Origin of the sequence: Bifidobacterium cuniculi (assembly GCF_000741575.1) — a bacterium.
Taxonomy (GTDB): Bacteria; Actinomycetota; Actinomycetes; order Actinomycetales; family Bifidobacteriaceae; genus Bifidobacterium; species Bifidobacterium cuniculi.
This window is the reverse complement of record NZ_JGYV01000001.1, coordinates 286,928-303,371: the sequence shown is the minus strand read 5'-3', so window position 1 is coordinate 303,371 and position 16,444 is coordinate 286,928. Positions and strand designations below refer to the sequence as shown.

General features: G+C 66.1%; 14 protein-coding genes. 5 read left to right on the top strand and 9 right to left on the bottom strand.

Going from position 1 to position 16,444, the window contains the following annotated elements; translation table 11 throughout:
• Positions 1 to 28: 28 nt before the first annotated feature.
• A complete protein-coding gene (gene gndA, locus BCUN_RS01355) occupies positions 29 to 1,483 on the bottom strand; it encodes an NADP-dependent phosphogluconate dehydrogenase (RefSeq protein ID WP_033515457.1) in 1,455 nt (484 codons plus the stop codon).
• 76 nt (positions 1,484 to 1,559) lie between these two features.
• On the bottom strand, positions 1,560 to 2,261 hold the full coding sequence (locus tag BCUN_RS01350; RefSeq protein WP_051920444.1) for a Type 1 glutamine amidotransferase-like domain-containing protein: 702 nt from the start codon (positions 2,259 to 2,261) through the stop codon (positions 1,560 to 1,562).
• Positions 2,262 to 2,513: 252 nt separating this feature from the next.
• On the opposite strand from BCUN_RS01350, the gene brnQ reads away from it, so the two are divergent.
• Entirely contained in the window at positions 2,514 to 3,887 is a 1,374-nt protein-coding gene (brnQ, locus tag BCUN_RS01345; protein WP_033515526.1) for a branched-chain amino acid transport system II carrier protein, read from the top strand.
• Here brnQ and msrB read toward each other — a convergent pair.
• Positions 3,867 to 4,853: a peptide-methionine (R)-S-oxide reductase MsrB gene (msrB, locus tag BCUN_RS01340; protein ID WP_033515455.1), complete on the bottom strand. Its 987-nt coding sequence runs from the start codon at positions 4,851 to 4,853 to the stop codon at positions 3,867 to 3,869. The genes brnQ and msrB overlap by 21 nt on opposite strands.
• Positions 4,850 to 7,573 (bottom strand): heavy metal translocating P-type ATPase, encoded by a 2,724-nt coding sequence (locus BCUN_RS01335; RefSeq protein ID WP_033515453.1) that lies wholly within the window; start codon positions 7,571 to 7,573, stop codon positions 4,850 to 4,852. The genes msrB and BCUN_RS01335 overlap by 4 nt, the downstream gene beginning before the upstream one ends.
• A gap of 188 nt (positions 7,574 to 7,761) precedes the next feature.
• Between BCUN_RS01335 and BCUN_RS01330 the strand changes: the two genes are divergently transcribed.
• Entirely contained in the window at positions 7,762 to 8,538 is a 777-nt protein-coding gene (locus tag BCUN_RS01330) for an SDR family NAD(P)-dependent oxidoreductase (RefSeq protein WP_033515451.1), read from the top strand.
• 120 nt (positions 8,539 to 8,658) lie between these two features.
• Here the strand turns inward: BCUN_RS01330 and BCUN_RS01325 are convergent, their stop codons facing one another.
• The 3 genes from BCUN_RS01325 to BCUN_RS01315 all read right to left on the bottom strand — a co-directional run bounded on the left by BCUN_RS01325 (position 8,659) and on the right by BCUN_RS01315 (position 13,164).
• Entirely contained in the window at positions 8,659 to 10,410 is a 1,752-nt protein-coding gene (locus BCUN_RS01325; RefSeq protein WP_238552283.1) for a DEAD/DEAH box helicase, read from the bottom strand.
• Positions 10,411 to 10,526: 116 nt separating this feature from the next.
• Positions 10,527 to 11,873 (bottom strand): uracil-xanthine permease family protein, encoded by a 1,347-nt coding sequence (locus tag BCUN_RS01320; protein WP_033515136.1) that lies wholly within the window; start codon positions 11,871 to 11,873, stop codon positions 10,527 to 10,529.
• A gap of 217 nt (positions 11,874 to 12,090) precedes the next feature.
• Positions 12,091 to 13,164, bottom strand: coding sequence for a YeiH family protein (locus BCUN_RS01315; protein WP_033515134.1), 1,074 nt, complete (start codon positions 13,162 to 13,164; stop codon positions 12,091 to 12,093).
• 309 nt (positions 13,165 to 13,473) lie between these two features.
• Here BCUN_RS01315 and BCUN_RS01310 point away from each other — a divergent pair, with 309 nt between their 5' ends.
• The 3 genes from BCUN_RS01310 (at position 13,474) to BCUN_RS01300 (ending at position 15,308) form a co-directional block, all read left to right on the top strand.
• Positions 13,474 to 13,731 carry a hypothetical protein gene (locus BCUN_RS01310; protein ID WP_238552282.1) on the top strand — a complete coding sequence of 86 codons (258 nt, stop codon included), beginning with the start codon at positions 13,474 to 13,476 and terminating at the stop codon, positions 13,729 to 13,731.
• Positions 13,732 to 13,863: 132 nt separating this feature from the next.
• Positions 13,864 to 14,226, top strand: a complete 363-nt coding sequence (locus tag BCUN_RS01305; protein ID WP_051920440.1) for a cupin domain-containing protein — start codon at positions 13,864 to 13,866, stop codon at positions 14,224 to 14,226.
• Positions 14,227 to 14,237: 11 nt separating this feature from the next.
• Positions 14,238 to 15,308, top strand: coding sequence for an alpha/beta hydrolase (locus BCUN_RS01300; RefSeq protein WP_051920438.1), 1,071 nt, complete (start codon positions 14,238 to 14,240; stop codon positions 15,306 to 15,308).
• A gap of 22 nt (positions 15,309 to 15,330) precedes the next feature.
• Here the strand turns inward: BCUN_RS01300 and BCUN_RS01295 are convergent, their stop codons facing one another.
• Both BCUN_RS01295 and BCUN_RS01290 read right to left on the bottom strand, forming a co-directional pair.
• Complete coding sequence (locus BCUN_RS01295; RefSeq protein ID WP_033515132.1) at positions 15,331 to 15,795, bottom strand: GNAT family N-acetyltransferase; 465 nt, start codon at positions 15,793 to 15,795, stop codon at positions 15,331 to 15,333.
• A gap of 355 nt (positions 15,796 to 16,150) precedes the next feature.
• Positions 16,151 to 16,423 (bottom strand): hypothetical protein, encoded by a 273-nt coding sequence (locus tag BCUN_RS01290; RefSeq protein ID WP_238552281.1) that lies wholly within the window; start codon positions 16,421 to 16,423, stop codon positions 16,151 to 16,153.
• Positions 16,424 to 16,444: the final 21 nt, after the last annotated feature.

The window sequence follows — 16,444 nt, the reverse complement described above, 5'->3', positions numbered from 1 at the left end:
CAGCCTGTTCAGGGACGGTTTGCTCGCCTTACTTCGAGACCTGCACCTCGGGATGTCCCGGTTCCTCCCATTCGACGTGGAAGGCGCCGGGCATGTCGATACGCTGGTAGGTGTGTGCGCCGAAGAGGTCACGCTGACCCTGGATCAGGGCTGCAGGCAGACGGGTCGAGCGCAGGCCGTCGAAATACGCCAGGGACGAGGAGAAGCAGGGTATGGGGATGCCATGCATGGCGCAATCCGCCACGATGCGGCGCCACGGCTGCCCGCAGCGTTCGATGGCTTCCTTGAAGTACGGGGCGAAGAGCAGGGAGACATCGGCCGTGCCGGTTTCGAAGGCGTCCGAAATCGTGTCGAGGAACCTGGCGCGGATGATGCATCCGGCGCGCCAGATGCGCGCTACGCCGGCCATGTCGATGTCCCAGCCGTATTCCTTGCCGGCAGCGGCAATCTCGTTGAACCCCTGCGCGTAGGCGACGATTTTCGAAGCGTAGAGCGCATGGCGGATGTCGTCGAGGAAGGCGTCCCGCTGGTCGGCCGGGACGTCGAGGGCCGCATCGGGCCCCGAGAAATGCTGGGCGGCGGCACCCTCGCGGAGTTCGGTCTGCGAGGACAGGCCACGGGCGAACACGGCCTCGGCGATGCCCGTGACCGGGATGCCCAGGTTCAGGGCGCACTGGACGGTCCAGGTGCCGGTGCCCTTCATGCCGGCGTGGTCGAGGATGACGTCCACCAGCGGCTTGCCGGTCCGCTCGTCCTTCTCGCGCAGGACCTGTGCGGTGATCTCGATGAGGTAGGAGTTGAGCTCCGTCCTGTTCCAGTCCTCGAACACGGCACCGATCTCGTCGGGGGTCATCCCCAGGCCGCGCCGCATCAGATCATAGCTTTCCGCGATGAGCTGCATGTCGGCGTACTCGATGCCGTTGTGCACCATCTTGACGAAGTGGCCGGCACCGTTGGGACCGATGTGCATGACGCAAGGTTCGCCGTCCGCCTTGGCAGCGATGGATTCGAGGATCGGCTTGAGGCGTTCCCACGATTCCTCGGAGCCGCCGGGCATCAGGGAGGGACCGTTGAGCGCTCCCTCCTCGCCGCCGGACACGCCCATGCCCACGAAATGCAGACCTCGCTGCGCCATGGCCTTCTCGCGCCGGATGGTGTCCTGGAAGAACGAGTTGCCGCCATCGACGATGATGTCACCCGGTTCCATGAGGTCGGCGAGCTCGTTGATGACCTGGTCCGTCGGTGCGCCAGCCTTCACCATGACGATCGCAGTGCGCGGCTTCTCCAGTGATGCGACGAACTCCTCCACGGTGCGGGCCGGATAGAAGTCACCTTCCTGCCCATGGTGCTCCATGAAGTCCTCGGTACGGGCATAGGTGCGGTTGAACACGGCCACCTTGTTGCCGTGATGGGCCAGGTTGCGCGCCAGGCTGGCGCCCATGGCCGCCAGGCCCACGACGCCGACGTTCGCTGCAGCGCTCATAGTGTCACTCCTTCACTGGCATGCCGGGCATGCCGGGTCTCTTGATGTCCCGTCCCAGTGTAGTCCCCTCCGGGGTTCACGGGAGCTGCCACGCCGTGGGCGTGAGCACCGGCGCGGTGGTCACGCGGGCACTGGCCCCACGGACCACCAGGACCTGGTCGTTGCGCAACCCCACGAATCCCGGATCGTCCGCATGCCATTCGAGGATCGTCCGGGCGGCATCGCCCAGCACGGCACCGGAGACATGGGGCACCACACGGTACGCCGTCAGTCCCAGGCCACGGGGATGGACATGGCCGGGAAGCGCCACGTTCTCGTCCATCGGGGCGATGTACCCGATGGTCCGGCATGCCACGACGGCACCTGCCGACTCCCCCACGTACGGCACCCCCCGCCCCACCATCGCGCGGATGGTGGGGACCACGCCACTGTCGCGCAGGCAGCGCATGAGATAGAAGGAGTTGCCGCCGCACACGTATATCGCGTCGCATGCTTCGAGTTCGTCACGCACCCGGTGCGCATGGCCGCCGACCAAGTCGATGACATGCACGTCGAACCCCGCCAGCTGCCAGCATTGGCGCATCAGCCTGGACACCACGCCGTAGCGGTCGGCATAGCTGGCTTGCGGCAGGAAGGCCAGGGCACGTCCCCGCATCGTCGGCATCATCGCACGCAGCAGGGGAACCGTCTGCAGACCCGAGGAGGCCAACAGGAGGGTGCGCCGGCCAGACAGCCCGGGACCATGCCCTGCCGTTCCCAGCTCCTGCCGCTCATCCATCCGTCATGCTCCTTGCGTCTGCAGAACACTGTAGCCATCGGCCAGCGGCGATGCCCGTCCCTGTTCGCCCACAGCGCGCTCACCGACTGCCGGATATATTGGGCAGTGCCGGCCAGCATGCCGCATTGCCACTTGAGAGGAAGAGCTATGGCCATGACCAGCCATGACCCGGAACAGAACAGGACCCCCGACGAGATCGTCGGGGACATCGTGCAGGAACGCGAGGAACAGCACCCGGACGGCCACGTCGACATGCCGCTGCGGCGCACCTTGGGGGTGCGTGCCCGCGCCATGGTCGCCGTCACCTTCTTCTCCATGTTCTTCGGGGCGGGCAACCTGATCTTCCCTCCGTTGGTTGGTGCGCTCGCCGGCAGCCACGCAGTTCCCGCCCTCATCGGCTTCATCGCCTCCGCAGTGGGACTCCCCATCCTTGGCGTGCTCGTCGTGGCACACGCCGGCGGCTTCAGCCAGCTTGCCGCACGCGTGGGGCCCGGGTTCGCAACGGGGCTGGGCGTGGCGATCATGCTCACCATCGGCCCCTTGTTCGCCATCCCCCGCACCGCATCGACCTCCTTTGAGATGGCGCTTGCGCCGTTCGCCACACCCGCATCGGCGCGGTGGATGCAGCTTGCCTATTCAGTCGTCTTCTTCCTCCTGGCCTTCCTCGTGGCACAGCATCCCGCCAGGCTCAGCGCGGTCCTGGGACGCGTCATGGGCCCGTTGCTGCTGGCCATGATCGGGGTGTTGCTGTGCGTCTGCCTGTTCCTCAGGCACCCCGCCTTCGGCATGCCCTCCGGCCCGTACGCGCACGGGCAGCTGCTCGCAGGATTCCTCGACGGCTACCAGACCATGGACCTGCTGTGCGCCCTCTATTTCGGCATCGTCATCTCGGCGAACGTCAGGCAGCTGGGCGTGGCCGACGAGGCCGGCAACCGCCGCGAGACCGGATTGGCGGGCGCCTGGACCGGCGTCATGCTGGTGGTGGTGTATGGGGCACTGGGATTCATCGGCATGGTCTCCGGCTCCCTCAGGCCCGTCGACGCGACGAGGGACACCGGCGCCACCGTGCTGACGAACCTCACCGACCACGCCTTCGGTTCCGCAGGCACCGTCTTCATCGGCGTCATCTTCGTCATCGCCTGCTTCAACGTGTGCTCCGGACTGATCTCCACCTGCAGCTCCTTCTTCCACGAGCGCTGGTCGCACATCGGCCGGCTGACCCTTGGCTACCGCACATGGAGCGTCATCTTCACCTTGGTCAGCCTGGTCATCGCCAACATCGGACTGAGCGCCATCATCGCCTTGGCGGTACCCGTGCTGTCGGCCCTCTACCCCATCGCGATCGTGCTCGTGGTGCTCTCCATCGTGCATGGACCGTTCTCGTCGCGCTTCCCCGCCGTGTATTTCTGGTCGGTGCTCCTGACCGGGATCGCCAGCATCGGCACCGGCATCGTCGAGCTGGCATCGCTGGCAGGCCTCCGGCTCGCATGGCTGGAACACGTGCTCGATCTGCTGCCGATGCAACGCCTTTCCCTGGGCTGGGTGTTGCCCGCCCTGGCAGGCGTTGCCATCGGCGTGCTGGTCGACGTCGCCAAGCGGCGCGGCTCACCGGCCCGCGGCCGGTGAGCCGGACAGGCGGCGGTCCAGTTCGGCGAGGAGGCCGCCGTAGCCTTCCTCGTCCATCCGTTCACGCGGGACAAAGCGCAGGGATGCCGAATTGATGCAGTAGCGCCTGCCTCCCAGGTCCCGCGGTCCGTCGTCGAAGACATGGCCCAAGTGGCTGTCCGACGCGGTGGAACGCACCTCGATGCGAGGGTGCAACGGCAGGCTGCGGTCCATGGTCTCACGCACGCCGTCCTCATGGATGGGGCGGCTGAACGCCGGCCAGCCGCATCCCGAATCGAACTTGTCCGTGGAATAGAACAGCGGCTCGCCGCTGACCCTGTCGACGTAGATGCCCGGTTCGAACAAGGCATCGTACTCGTTGCGGTATGGGGCCTCCGTGGCGGCTTCCTGCGTGACTGCATACTGTTCGGCAGTCAGTGCCCAGATGCGTTCGATGTACCGCTGGCGTTCGCGCACGTGCCGGATGGCATCCAGCGGAATGTGGCAATAGCCGTACGGATTGCGCAGCAGGTAGTTCTGGTGGTCGGGCTCCGCCAGGAAGAAATTGCGCAGGTCCTCGACCTCGACGGCAGGATGGCGTCCCATGCGCGAGGCCAGTTCACCGAGCGCCTGCACGTACACCGTCCGCTGCCCCTCGCAATCCTCGCCGGCCGGGTACAGGCCGCTGCGGTATTGCCGTCCCACGTCGTTGCCCTGGCGGTCGGCCGTGAAGGGATCGATTGCCTCGAGGAACAGCAGCGTCAGCGTACGCAGCGACACCCGCTCGGGATCGAAGGTGACGCGCACGGTCTCCACGGCATCGGTCGCGCCGGAGCACACCTGGCGGTAAGTGGGTTGCGGGATGCGTGACTGTGCGTAGCCGACTGCGGTGTCCAGGACGCCGTCCACCTCCTGCAGGTACCGTTCCAGGCCCCAGAAGCAGCCGCCGGCCATGTAGGCGACGGCCGTACGGTCGCTTGCGCTCATTCGACCTCCTCGTGCACGTACTTGTCCGGGTCGGAGTCGAAGACCTCGGCGCAGTGCGGGTTGCAGAAATAGACGGTGCGGCCGTGCCAGACACGGCTGTCCGCCGCGTGTTCGGGATCCACCACCATGCCGCAGATGGGGTCGATTTCCTCATGTACGTCGTTCATGTCCTGTCCTTTCGTCAGGGGCATCGCATCATGGCCTTCCGCCGACGGTGTCTCGGCGGCTTGCGTGAGCGGCGCCTCGTTCAGTGCCGATGATACGCGGGTGTGCCATGGGCGGCTGTGCTCTGGGGTGAACCCGCGCAGTCGGTTCGCGTTGAGGACCACCGACAGCGAGGAGAACGCCATGGCCGCCCCCGCGATCATCGGGGAGAGCAGGACATGGCCCAGCGGGTACAGCACACCGGCTGCAATGGGGATGCCCAGGCCGTTGTACCCCAGGGCGAAGGCGAGGTTGCCGCGGATGTTGCGCATGGTGGCATGCGCGATGTCGAGTGCGGTGGGCACCGCCATGACCGATCCGTGCATGAGGGTGACATCGGCGGATTCCATGGCGACGTCGGTGCCCGTGCCCATGGCCATGCCGACGTCTGCGCGCGCCAACGCGGGGGCGTCGTTGATGCCGTCGCCGACCATCGCCACCTGCAGGCCCTGTTCCTGGATGGCCGCGATGACCCGCTCCTTGGATTCGGGACGGACCTGCGCGATGACATGGTCGATGCCGACCTCGCGGGCGACCGTATGCGCGGTGGCCTCGTGGTCGCCGGTCAGCAGGACGACCTGGACGCCGTGCTCGTGCAGCTTCGCAATGGCCTGGCGCGCATCGGGCTTGACGGTGTCGGACACGGCAAGCAATGCGGCGCCCTCGCCGTCGATCGCCGCCAGGATGGGGGTCGCGCCGCGGGCCGTCTGTTCCCGGACGAAGGGTTCCGATTGCGCCGTGGCAGCCACCAGGGTACCGTTGCCGACCGTGACGTCGTGGCCATCCACCCGTGCGGTCACGCCCTGGCCTGCCAATGCCCGGAACGCGGTGGCATCGGGCAATGCGAGGCCCCGCCCAGCGGCTTCGTCCACGATTGCCTGCGCCAGGGGGTGTTCGGACCTGCGTTCCGCCGCCGCCACGAGGGCGAGCACCCGGTCGTCGAGGGGCGTGCCGTCCATGGCCACGGCGGCCACCAGCCGCGGTCTGCCTTGCGTGATGGTGCCGGTCTTGTCGAAGACCACCACCTGCACGTGGGCACTGCCTTCGAGCGCCTGGGCATTGCGGAACAGCACGCCGCACTGGGCCGCCTTGCCGGTGGCGATGGTGATGGAGAGGGGTGTGGCCAGGCCGAGCGCGCAGGGACATGCGATGACCAGGACGCATATGGCGCATACCAAACCCTGCAATCCCCTTGGCTGGACTCCTACCAGCCACCAGATAGCAAAGGTCCATACCGCGATGAGCACCACTGCCGGCACGAAGATGCCGGCCACCCGGTCGGCGATGCGCTGGATGGGGGCCTTGGAGGTCTGTGCAGTGCGCACCAGGGCGATGATGCGCGCCAGTACCGTGGCCGATCCCACGCGGGTGGCACGCATGCGGATGGAACCGGTGCCGTTGACCGTCGCCCCGGTCAACTGGTCCCCGACGGTCTTGCGCACGGGCATCGCCTCGCCGGTGACCATGGATTCATCCACGTTCGTCGATCCCTCGCACACCACGCCGTCAACGGGAATGCGCTCGCCGGGGCGCACCTCCAGGACATCGTCGACCGCCACCTGTCCGGTCGGGATGTCCCGCACCTTCCCCTGCCGCACGACATGTGCCGTGTCTGGCCGCAACCCGATCAACGCCCGGATGGCGGATCCCGTGCCTGCTCGCGCCTTGGTCTCCAACAGCTGCCCGAGGATCATGAGCGTGATGATGGTCCCGACCGCCTCGTAGTAGGGTTCACGCGAACCGGAGGGCAGCAGGTCGGGGCGGATGGTGACCACGAGGCTATAGCCGAAGGCGGCCATGGTGCCCAAGGTGACCAGCGAATTCATCTCGGGGGCGCGGTGCCAGATGGCGAGCCAGCCCGTGCGGTGCACCGGCCAGCCGCAGTAGCACATCACCGGCAGTGCCAGGATGCATTGGAGCCAGGGACTCATGGTCCACGCAGGCAGGTGCGCGTGCCACCACTGCCCCACGGGACCGATCATGGGACCCATTGCCACGATGAGCAAGGGGACGGTACAGACCAGTCCCACGATGAGGCGCCGAGTCAGCTCCCGCGCCTCATGGACACGCTCGGCGTCCTGTCGTTCCTGCCATGCGCGCATGTCCTCCTCGGCGCCCGGGGTGCCCGTGACCGGAACCGCCGCCCCTTCACCGCGGACCTCGAGGGACCCGTGCAGCATGTTCATGCCGCAGGCGAAGGGATAATCGCCGGCGGCGAGCGCAGGCAGCCGCACGGTGGTCGTCTCGAAGGCCGGCAAGGTCATGTCGAGGCCCAGGTCGCCGAACACGACGTGTGATGAGCATTCCCCGCTCTCCTGGCGGTCGAATTCCAGACGGATCGGCCGGCCGGCCTCGACCTGGACCTGTGCGGGCGCATAGCCGCCCTTGACGGCGATGTGCACGACCTGTTCGCCGTGGTCCTCCACCGCACGGGCGACGGGTCTCGGTGCGAAGGCATACCAGCATATCGCCGCGGTGAGCAGCAGGGTGACGACTATGACGATGACAGTGGACATGGCGATACGCGACTCCTTCCGGACGGCCATGGCGCAGGATGCGCGGCTTGGTCTTTCATCATGACATATCGGAATGCGATTGTGAAGGGACGGTCCCATCGTGGTTGCCGCAGGGCTGAACCACATGGCAGGCATCGGCGGGACAGCTATTGTGGCAATCGACAGCTCGGACCACGAAGGGAAGCATCATGACCACACTCATCACCGGAGCCACCGGCGGCCTCGGCCGCGAACTCGCCATGCTATGCGCGGCGCACAACGAGGACCTGCTGGTCACGGCACGCGACGCCGACCGCCTGACAGCCCTCAAGGCCGAGCTCGAGCGGGGATTCCACGTGCAGGTCATGGCCTGCACCATCGACCTGGGGCGGCCCGATGCCGCACAGGACCTGTACCGTTTCGCCCAGGAGAAGGGCCTGCAGGTCGACACGCTCATCAACAACGCCGGTTTCGGGCACTATGGCACGTTCCTGGACACGGACGAGGGAACGATTCAGACGATGATTGGCGTGAACATGACTGCCGTGGCGATGCTGTGCCGCTTGTTCGGACGGGACATGCGCGCGCACCACCGGGGCCGCATTCTCAATATCGCTTCCGTTGCGTCCGTCATGGCCGGCCCCTACATGGCCATGTACTATGCCACCAAGGCCTTCGTCAGTTCACTGGGCCAGGCGCTGGCGGTGGAAATGCGAGGCACCGGGGTGACGGTGACCACCGTGTGTCCGGGACCCATCGCCACCGGTTTCGAACAGGCTGCGCACATGGCGGGCAAGAACTTCTTCACCATGGCCAAGCCGTCCTCCCCCGAAACCGCGGCACGGTTCGCCTATGCGAGGATGCAGGCGGGCAAGGCCCTGGCGTACCAAGGGGCGATGGCCAGGATGGTGGCACAGGGTGTCCGGTTCGTGCCACGCATGGTGGCCGCGCGGCTGGCGGCCGACGCCAATGGCGGACGTCCCTAGGGCCGGGGCTGACAAAGGGCGAGGGGTCGCGCCGATATGAAACCGGCGGGGTTCGGTGCACCGTGACAGTCACGGTGCACCGAACCCCGCCGGTTTCATATCGGCGCGACCCCTCGCCGTTCAGCGTCCGCCGCGGCGGAACGGGGTCTGCTTGCGTTTGCCGTGTCCCTTGCGTCGCGGCTGCTGGCGCGCCTGCATGCGGCGTTCGTGGCGCTTGGCGTCCTCGCTGCGTTCGTCGCGCACGATTCGTTGCCCCTTGCGGTGGATGCGCTTTCCTGCCTGCCGCCGTGACGTGTCATGGCCGTGGGACGGATGGGCACCCTCGGTGCGTTTGCCTCGCTTCGGATCGTGTCCCCGACGCCGCTCGTCACGGGCGTCGCGCACGCTGTGCACGTCACCGAGGACGGACTCGGCGAACGCACGCTGTTCGGCAGTGGCTTCGCGACGCTGGCCCTGTTCCAGTTCCCGGCGCCGTTCCCGTTCCTGGGCGCGGGCACGGCGGCGCGCCTTGGCCGCTTGGGGGCTGCGCTTGGGACGGCGCTCCCCGTCGGTCCCCTGACGTGTGCCACGTCCATCCTTGCGCGTCCTGCCGCCACCGGCGGGCTTGCGGCGGCGTTGCAGCTCGGGCAAGGTCCAGCCGTGGACCGGCTCGGCTTGCTCGCCCACCAGTTCGAGGACCTGCGCGGAATCGGGACGTACTTCCAGGGGGGCGACGTGGATGCCGGCCTGCCGCAGCAGACCGTGCACCATGCGCTTCTGGTCGGGCAGCATGATCGTCACCACGTCTCCGGACTTGCCGGCGCGCGCGGTGCGCCCCGAACGGTGGGTGAAGGACTTGGCATCCTCAGGCGGGTCGACCTGGACGACCAGGTCCACGCCGCTGACGTCGATGCCGCGGGCTGCCACGTCGGTGGCGACCAGCACGTTCACGTCGCCGCCCTCGAAGGCCTGGAGGTTGCGGTCGCGCTGGTTCTGGTTGAGGTTGCCGTGCAGTTCCGCCGCCGGGATGCCGTGCTGGGTCAGGTCCTTGGCGAGCCGCTTGGCCTGGAACTTGGTGCGGGTGAACAGGATGCGGCGCCCCCTGCCGCTGGCGAGCGTGCGCACCAGCGCCGCCTTGTCGTTGCGCGAGACCTTGAAGACATGGTGGGTCATGAGGTCCACGGCGGAGGTCGCCTCGTCCACGCTGTGCACCTTGGGATGGTCCAGGAATTCCTCGACCACGGCATCCACGCCATGGTCGAGCGTGGCGGAGAACAGCATGTGCTGCGCATCCGCCTCCGTCTGCCCCAGCAGCCGGCGGATGGGCGGCAGGAATCCCATGTCCGCCATCTCGTCGGCTTCGTCGAGCACCACGATCTCCACGTCCGCCAGGGTGAGTGCATGCTGGTCGATGAGGTCCTCAAGCCGTCCCGGACACGCCACGACGATGTCGGCGCCGGCCTTGAGGTCGGCGACCTGGCGCCCGTATCGTACACCGCCGTAGACAGTGGTCGTGCGCAGTCCGTAGACGGCCGCAAGCGGTGCGAGCACGTCGTTGATCTGGTTGGCCAGCTCACGGGTGGGGGCCAGGATCAGGCCGCGCGGATGGGGCACCTCGTCCTTGCCGGGACGCGGTGCGTGTCCTTGCTCGCCCAGGCGGGCGACCATGGGCAGGCAGAAGGCAAGGGTCTTGCCGGAACCGGTACGTCCGCGCCCCAATACGTCGCGCCCGGCAAGGGAGTCGGGCAGCGTGTCCTGCTGGATGGGGAATGCAGTGCGCTTGCCGTCGTCGGCAAGCTGGTGCACCAACACCCCCGGCAGCCCCAGTTCGGCAAAGGTCTTGGTCGGCGCCGCGCCGGCAGTGTCCTGGGAATCATACGTCAAATCTGGCACAACGGCCTTTCGTTCATGGTAGGGGAAACAGAAAACAAGGGACCGCACGCGTGGCGCGGCCTCTCCACTGTAGTGGAAGGCCGCTACCATGCGTGCGGTCCCCGGACCCGGCTGTATTACTCGTCCTGCAGGTCGACGCTGGGCATGTCCACGAAGCCGCTGTCGTCGCCCGGCTTGAGGTCGGGCACCGGCTTCCTGGGAATGGTGCCGGTCAGGCGACCGACGGCCTTCAGGCCGTGGTAGAGCACCAGCACGACGATGGAACCGATGGCGATGCCGTTGAACTGCACGTCGGCGAGCGCGAACTGGAAGTCCGCGATGCCGATGATCATGACGACGGCCGCCGTCATGATGTTGAGCGGCTTGGAGAAGTCGACCTTGTTGTCCACCCAGATCTGCACGCCGATCATGCCGATCATGCCGTAGAGCAGGGTGGTGACGCCGCCGAGGACACCTGCGGGGATGGTGTTGATGATCTCGCCGAACTTCGGGCACAGGGACAGGATGAGCGCGAAGGCGGCGGCACACCAGTACGCTGCCGTCGAGTACACCTTGGTGGCGGCCATCACGCCGATGTTCTCGCCGTAGGTGGTGGTGCCGGAGCCGCCGCCGAAACCGGCCACGGTGGTTCCCAGGCCGTCCGAGATGAGCGCGGTGCCGATCTGGTTGTCGTAGTCATGGCCGGTCATCTGGGCCACGGACTTGACGTGGCCGACGTTCTCGGCGATGAGTACGAGCACCACGGGCAGGAACATGGGCAGTACGGAGAAGTCGACGGTGGGCAGGTGGAAGCGTGGGATGCCGATCCAGTCCGCGCTGGCCACGGGGCCGAAGTCCACCTGGCCACGGCAGCATGCGTAGGCGTATCCGATGAGCACGCCGAGCAGGATGTTGAGGCGGCCGAGCAGCCCCTTGAACAGCACGGCGCACAGCAGGACGGCCAGCAGGGTGACCAGGGCGGTGTCGGGCGCGGTCTGGAAATTCGTCCAAACGCTGGGCGCGAGGTTGAATCCGATGATCGCCACGATGGCACCATTGATGACGGGCGGCATGATCCTGTCGATCCACACGGCGCCAGCCCATTGGACCACGAAGCCGATCAACGCAAGCAGGATGCCGGTGCACATGATGCCGAAGCTGGCCGCACCGATGCCCTTGCCGGCGGAGGCGACCGCCGTGATCGGGGCGATGAACCCGAAGGACGAACCCAGGTAGGACGGCAGGATGTTCCTGTTGATCAGCAGGAACAGCGCAGTGGAGAACGCGGTGAAGAACAGCGTGGTGGATGGGTCGAAGTGGGTGAGGATCGGCACGAGGAAGGTGGCGCCGAACATCGCCACGACGTGCTGTGCGCCGATCTCGATGGTGCGTGGCCAGGTGAGGCGCTCGTTGGGCTCGACGACCTCTCCGGGCCCCAGCGTCTTGCCGTCACCGTGCAATTCCCAATGGAACAGTCCGGACATGGCTATATTGCTCATGAATCTGCCTCTCCTTGGCTTCTACTCTGTATCCGACCGATACGGCAGCGCGCACGGGGCGCACGATGCCTCGAACATTCTAATGCCCGGAAGGCAACGGAATGTTTCGGCATCCGCCATCATGGGACGAGGGGTGGCGTGCGAATCCGTCCGCACGCCACCCCTCGCCGGTCATGTCCCCTTTCGGGACAGGCAGTATCCGTCAGAAGAGCCACACCGCGATGCCGATGCACAGGGCCAGCAGCACGATGGAGGCCAGGAAGCTGGCCAGGAATGCGGGCATGCCGTTCCTGGCGATGGCCTTGAAGTCCACGTTGATGCCCAAGGCGGCCATGGCCATGCCCAGGAAGATGGTGGCAATGTCCACCAGGGTGGTCACCACGTCCTTCGACTGCCCCAAGAAGAGGGTGGTGACCACGGAAGCCGCGACGAATCCGAGCATGAACCAGGGGAAGGCGATCTTGCGCTTGCCGCCGGCCGGCGCCTCGGCGTGGAACCTGTCCCACCAGATGGCCACGACGATGGTGACCAGGATCAGCATGAGCACGCGCGAGAGCTTCATGATCGTCGCCATCTCGAGGGCAGTGGCGCCCAGGCCCTCGCCAGCCGCGATCGCGTGCGCGATCTCGTGCAGCGAGCCGCCGGCGACGATGCCCATCTGTTCCTGGCTCAGGCCCAGCAGCGGCAGGACCGCGATCTCCACCAGTGCGAAGATGGTGCCCATGATGGCGACGATGGCGACGGCGATGACCTCGTCATTCGATTTCTCCTCGGTACGGTCGGCCCCCACCTTGATGGACCCCGAGACACCCATGACCGCAGCCGCGCCGCAGGTGCCGGTGCCGCAAGCCACGAGGATGGCCAGGAGCGGGTCGACCTTGAGGAACCTGGCGACGGCATAGGTGAGGATGACGGTGACGGCGACGATGCCCAAGGCCAGGGGCAGGCATTTGGCCCCCGTCGTGAACAGCACCTGCAGGTTGAGCCTGAAGCCGAGCATGATGATGCCCAGCCGCAGCAGCTTGTTGGAGATCAGGCCTGCGGCGTCCTTTACCCCGGTCGCACGTTCCGGATCGTCCTTGACGTACCATGCGCGGATCGGGAACTGGATGATCATGCCGATGATCAGTGCGATGATGAGCGCGCCGAACAGGGAGAATCCGGGGAATTGCTTCAGCCAGACGCCCACGCATGCAGCGGCCAGCGTCAGCACCGCGATGAGCAGCATTTGCTTGGTGGCAATACGTTTGCCCCATGTCATACAGAAATCTTTCACATCTCCATTTAAGCCCCGCCGCCGACCTGCCCCGGGCGAACCCCTCCCTGAAGGAATCCTGTGGAATGCCTGGAATAACACCGTGGTTCCCGCCCTTCTGCCCTTGCCGGCTCATCGTTGAGCGTAAAGCAGCCATGCCATCCCGCCTCCTCGCGCAATATATAGACCATCCACATCGGTCGGGGATGTCCTGCGGATGTTCGCTGGAAGGCAGCTGACAGGATTGGCAGGCAACTCACAGGCGACCCGCCGCTTCCTCCCCGATTGGGTCCATATGATGGAACCAACAGCCACAGAAAGGCAAACATCATGAACGACACTATGAACGACATGACCGCATCGGAAGACATGAACAACGGCGTCATCAACGCCGGTGCGACCGACGGGGCCTCCAGCGACGGCGACCTCGACTTCCAGGGTGAGCAGGAGCTCGCCAACGGAACCGACGACAAGAAGTCCTGCGGCTGCGGCTGCAAGAAGGACGAGCTGGCCAACGACTTCCCGAAGTCCCAGGAACCCAGCGGTGACGGCAGCGGCGTCAAGGCCGGCGGCGAGCAGGCCGAGTAATCGGCCGACTGGCCGGGACTCCGATCCCGCAGGCCCTTGACCGACGCCCGTGTACAACTATAGTTGGTCGCCACGGGCGTTGTCATGCCTGCACGCCTGACCCTACACCCAGGAACCGAAGGAGTCTTACCCATGAGCGACCACACCACCGAGCAGACCATGCAAGTCATCGACGACCTGGCGACCATGGTGGGCGTCCAGCAGGAATCCACCGTATCCCGCACCGTCCTGCGCACCGAAGGCGGCAACGTGGTCCTCTTCGGTTTCGATGCCGGCCAGGAGTTGAGCGAACATACTGCTGCAATGCCCGTGTTCGTCCAGGTGCTCTCCGGGCGCCTCCTCGTCACCGGCGGCGATGACGAGACCGAGCTTGTCCCCGGTGGCTTCGTCTACTTCCCCACACGCCTGCCGCACGCCATCAAGGCACTGGAACCGAGCGTCATGATGCTCACCATGGTCACGGCCGCCCGCGCCGACGACGCCATCGACCGCTGAAAGGGGAAGCCATGACCGACACGATTGCCACCAACCCGTATCCCCTCATCCGCCATGGCGATGATCCGCACGGCGACATCGCCGCCATCGCCCGGTACTGGACTCCGGTCGACGACGGCCTCGACCGGGTGGACGACGAACGCGCCCGGACGATACGTGACTACCGGCTGGGCGTCGCATCCTTCGACTTCCCGCGGACCGACTACTGGCACGACCCTGCAGGCGTGGATGCCATCACGGACCTGGCCTACCTGCCCGACGCAGGATACGGGCCCGGGCAGGTGCGCGGACACCTGCTCGACCTCTATCTGCCGCATGACGCAATCCTCCGCGGAGGAGCCACCATGCCTGTGTTCATCGACATCCACGGGGGCGGCTTCGCCTACGGCGCCAAGGAACTCAACCGCAACTTCTGCACCCATCTGGCGGCATCGGGTCTTGCGGTCTTCTCCATCAACTACCGCCTGGCCCCCGAGACCGACCTGTCGGGACAGCTCGCAGACGTACAGGCCGCGCTGGCGTGGATCGACGCGCACCTGGGGGACTGGCCGGTCAGCCGCACCAACATCTTCCTTACCGGAGACTCCGCCGGCGGCGCGTTGGCGTGGCTTACCGCACTCGCCGAAGCCGACACCGACGCTGCGGCGGCCTTTGGACTCCAGCGCGTTTCCGGACTGCCGTTCAAGGGCATGGCCCTCATCAGCCCGGCGGTGAACTTCTCGCGGAAAACGACTCCATGCGCACCCTCCGGCCGTGAGGGCATCGTCGCGACACTGGGCGGGGGTTTCTTGCCGGCCGTTCCCGAAGCCGACAGGTTCCTGTCGCCAGCCACCGCTCTCGCGCACCTCCATGACGTCGTACCGGTGTTCCTGTCGACCAGCAGCGACGATTTCATCGAATCCCAGTCGCTGCAACTGGCCACGGCACTGTCCTCCAAGGGCGCCGACTTCGAACTCGACGACGTCAAGGTGGCACCGACGAGCACCCTGGGCCACGTGTTCCCGGTATGCCTCACCTGGCTGGAGGAAAGCCGGCGGGTCCTGCAGCTGATTCACGACTTCGCGATGGCGAGGTGCCGATGAGTCGCCGGGCCGCCGGTCGGCCTCAGTCCCGCCGTTCCCAGTCGGACAGGTCAAGACGCATCTCGACGTGCTCGATGCCGTCGTCCATGAATGGTTCGGAGGTCACCCAGAAACCTTCCCGCCCGTAGAAGCCGGCGGCGTACCGCTGGGCCTCGATCCACACCTGCGTCGCCTGCGGGTCGAGGCGGACCGCCAAGGCGACCGCCTCGTGCAGCATGACGGCACCGAGTCCCGTGCCGCGCTCGACGGTAAGCACGCGACCGATCACCATGGTCCCCGGCTCGTCCTGCTTGGGAAACACACGGCAGTATGCCGCCACGGGATGCTGCTGCGTCCCGTACCACAGATGCATGGCGGCGCGGTCCTTGCCGTCGATGTCAGGATATGCGCACTTCTGCTCCACGACGAAGACGTCCTGCCGGGCTTTGAGGATGGCATAGAGTTCGTCCGCGGTCAGTTCGTCGAAGGTCTTGGCAATGGGCTGCATGGTCGGCCATGGTAGACAGTGAAGTGGACCTTCAGCATGCCGTCCTGCAGGTGCAGTGTGCGCAACAAAGAATCACGACGCAGCCGGAAAGGCAACATGGCGGCTTGCCCCGGCCATGACGCCATGGTCCCGGCTACTTGCTGACGTTGAACTTGAACTTGTCTAGGTCTTGCAAACCGGCGTAATGTCAACGTTTTTCGAGTGCCCTGAACGGGGTGCGCACCCTAAGTGCACTCTATTTTTCGTATCCCGCCAGTGTACGGCATCCGTTCCCGGCACGCAAAAAAAACGCCCCGCCCCATGAAAATTGAACCCCGCATAGGCGAGTTCAATTTCACGGGGCGGGGCGCAGTGGCTACTGGAGTCCTTCGCGGACGGGATTGTAGGCGACGCCGAAACCGCCGGCGAGCATGGCCGCCGCCGTGGCCACGTAGCTGCCGATCGCGGCGTCACCGAAGATCGTGAAGCCCAGGCCGACGATGCCGGCGACCAGACACACCACGTAGATGACGGTTCTCACGGTGGAATTGAACACCGGCCGGTACGGTTCGATCGTCAGGTTGTCGGGCAGTGGCTGGTCGGAGTCGTCCACGGTCTGGATGATGTGGTCGAGTGCTTCCTGGCTCATTGGTGCTCCTTGGTGCTCCTT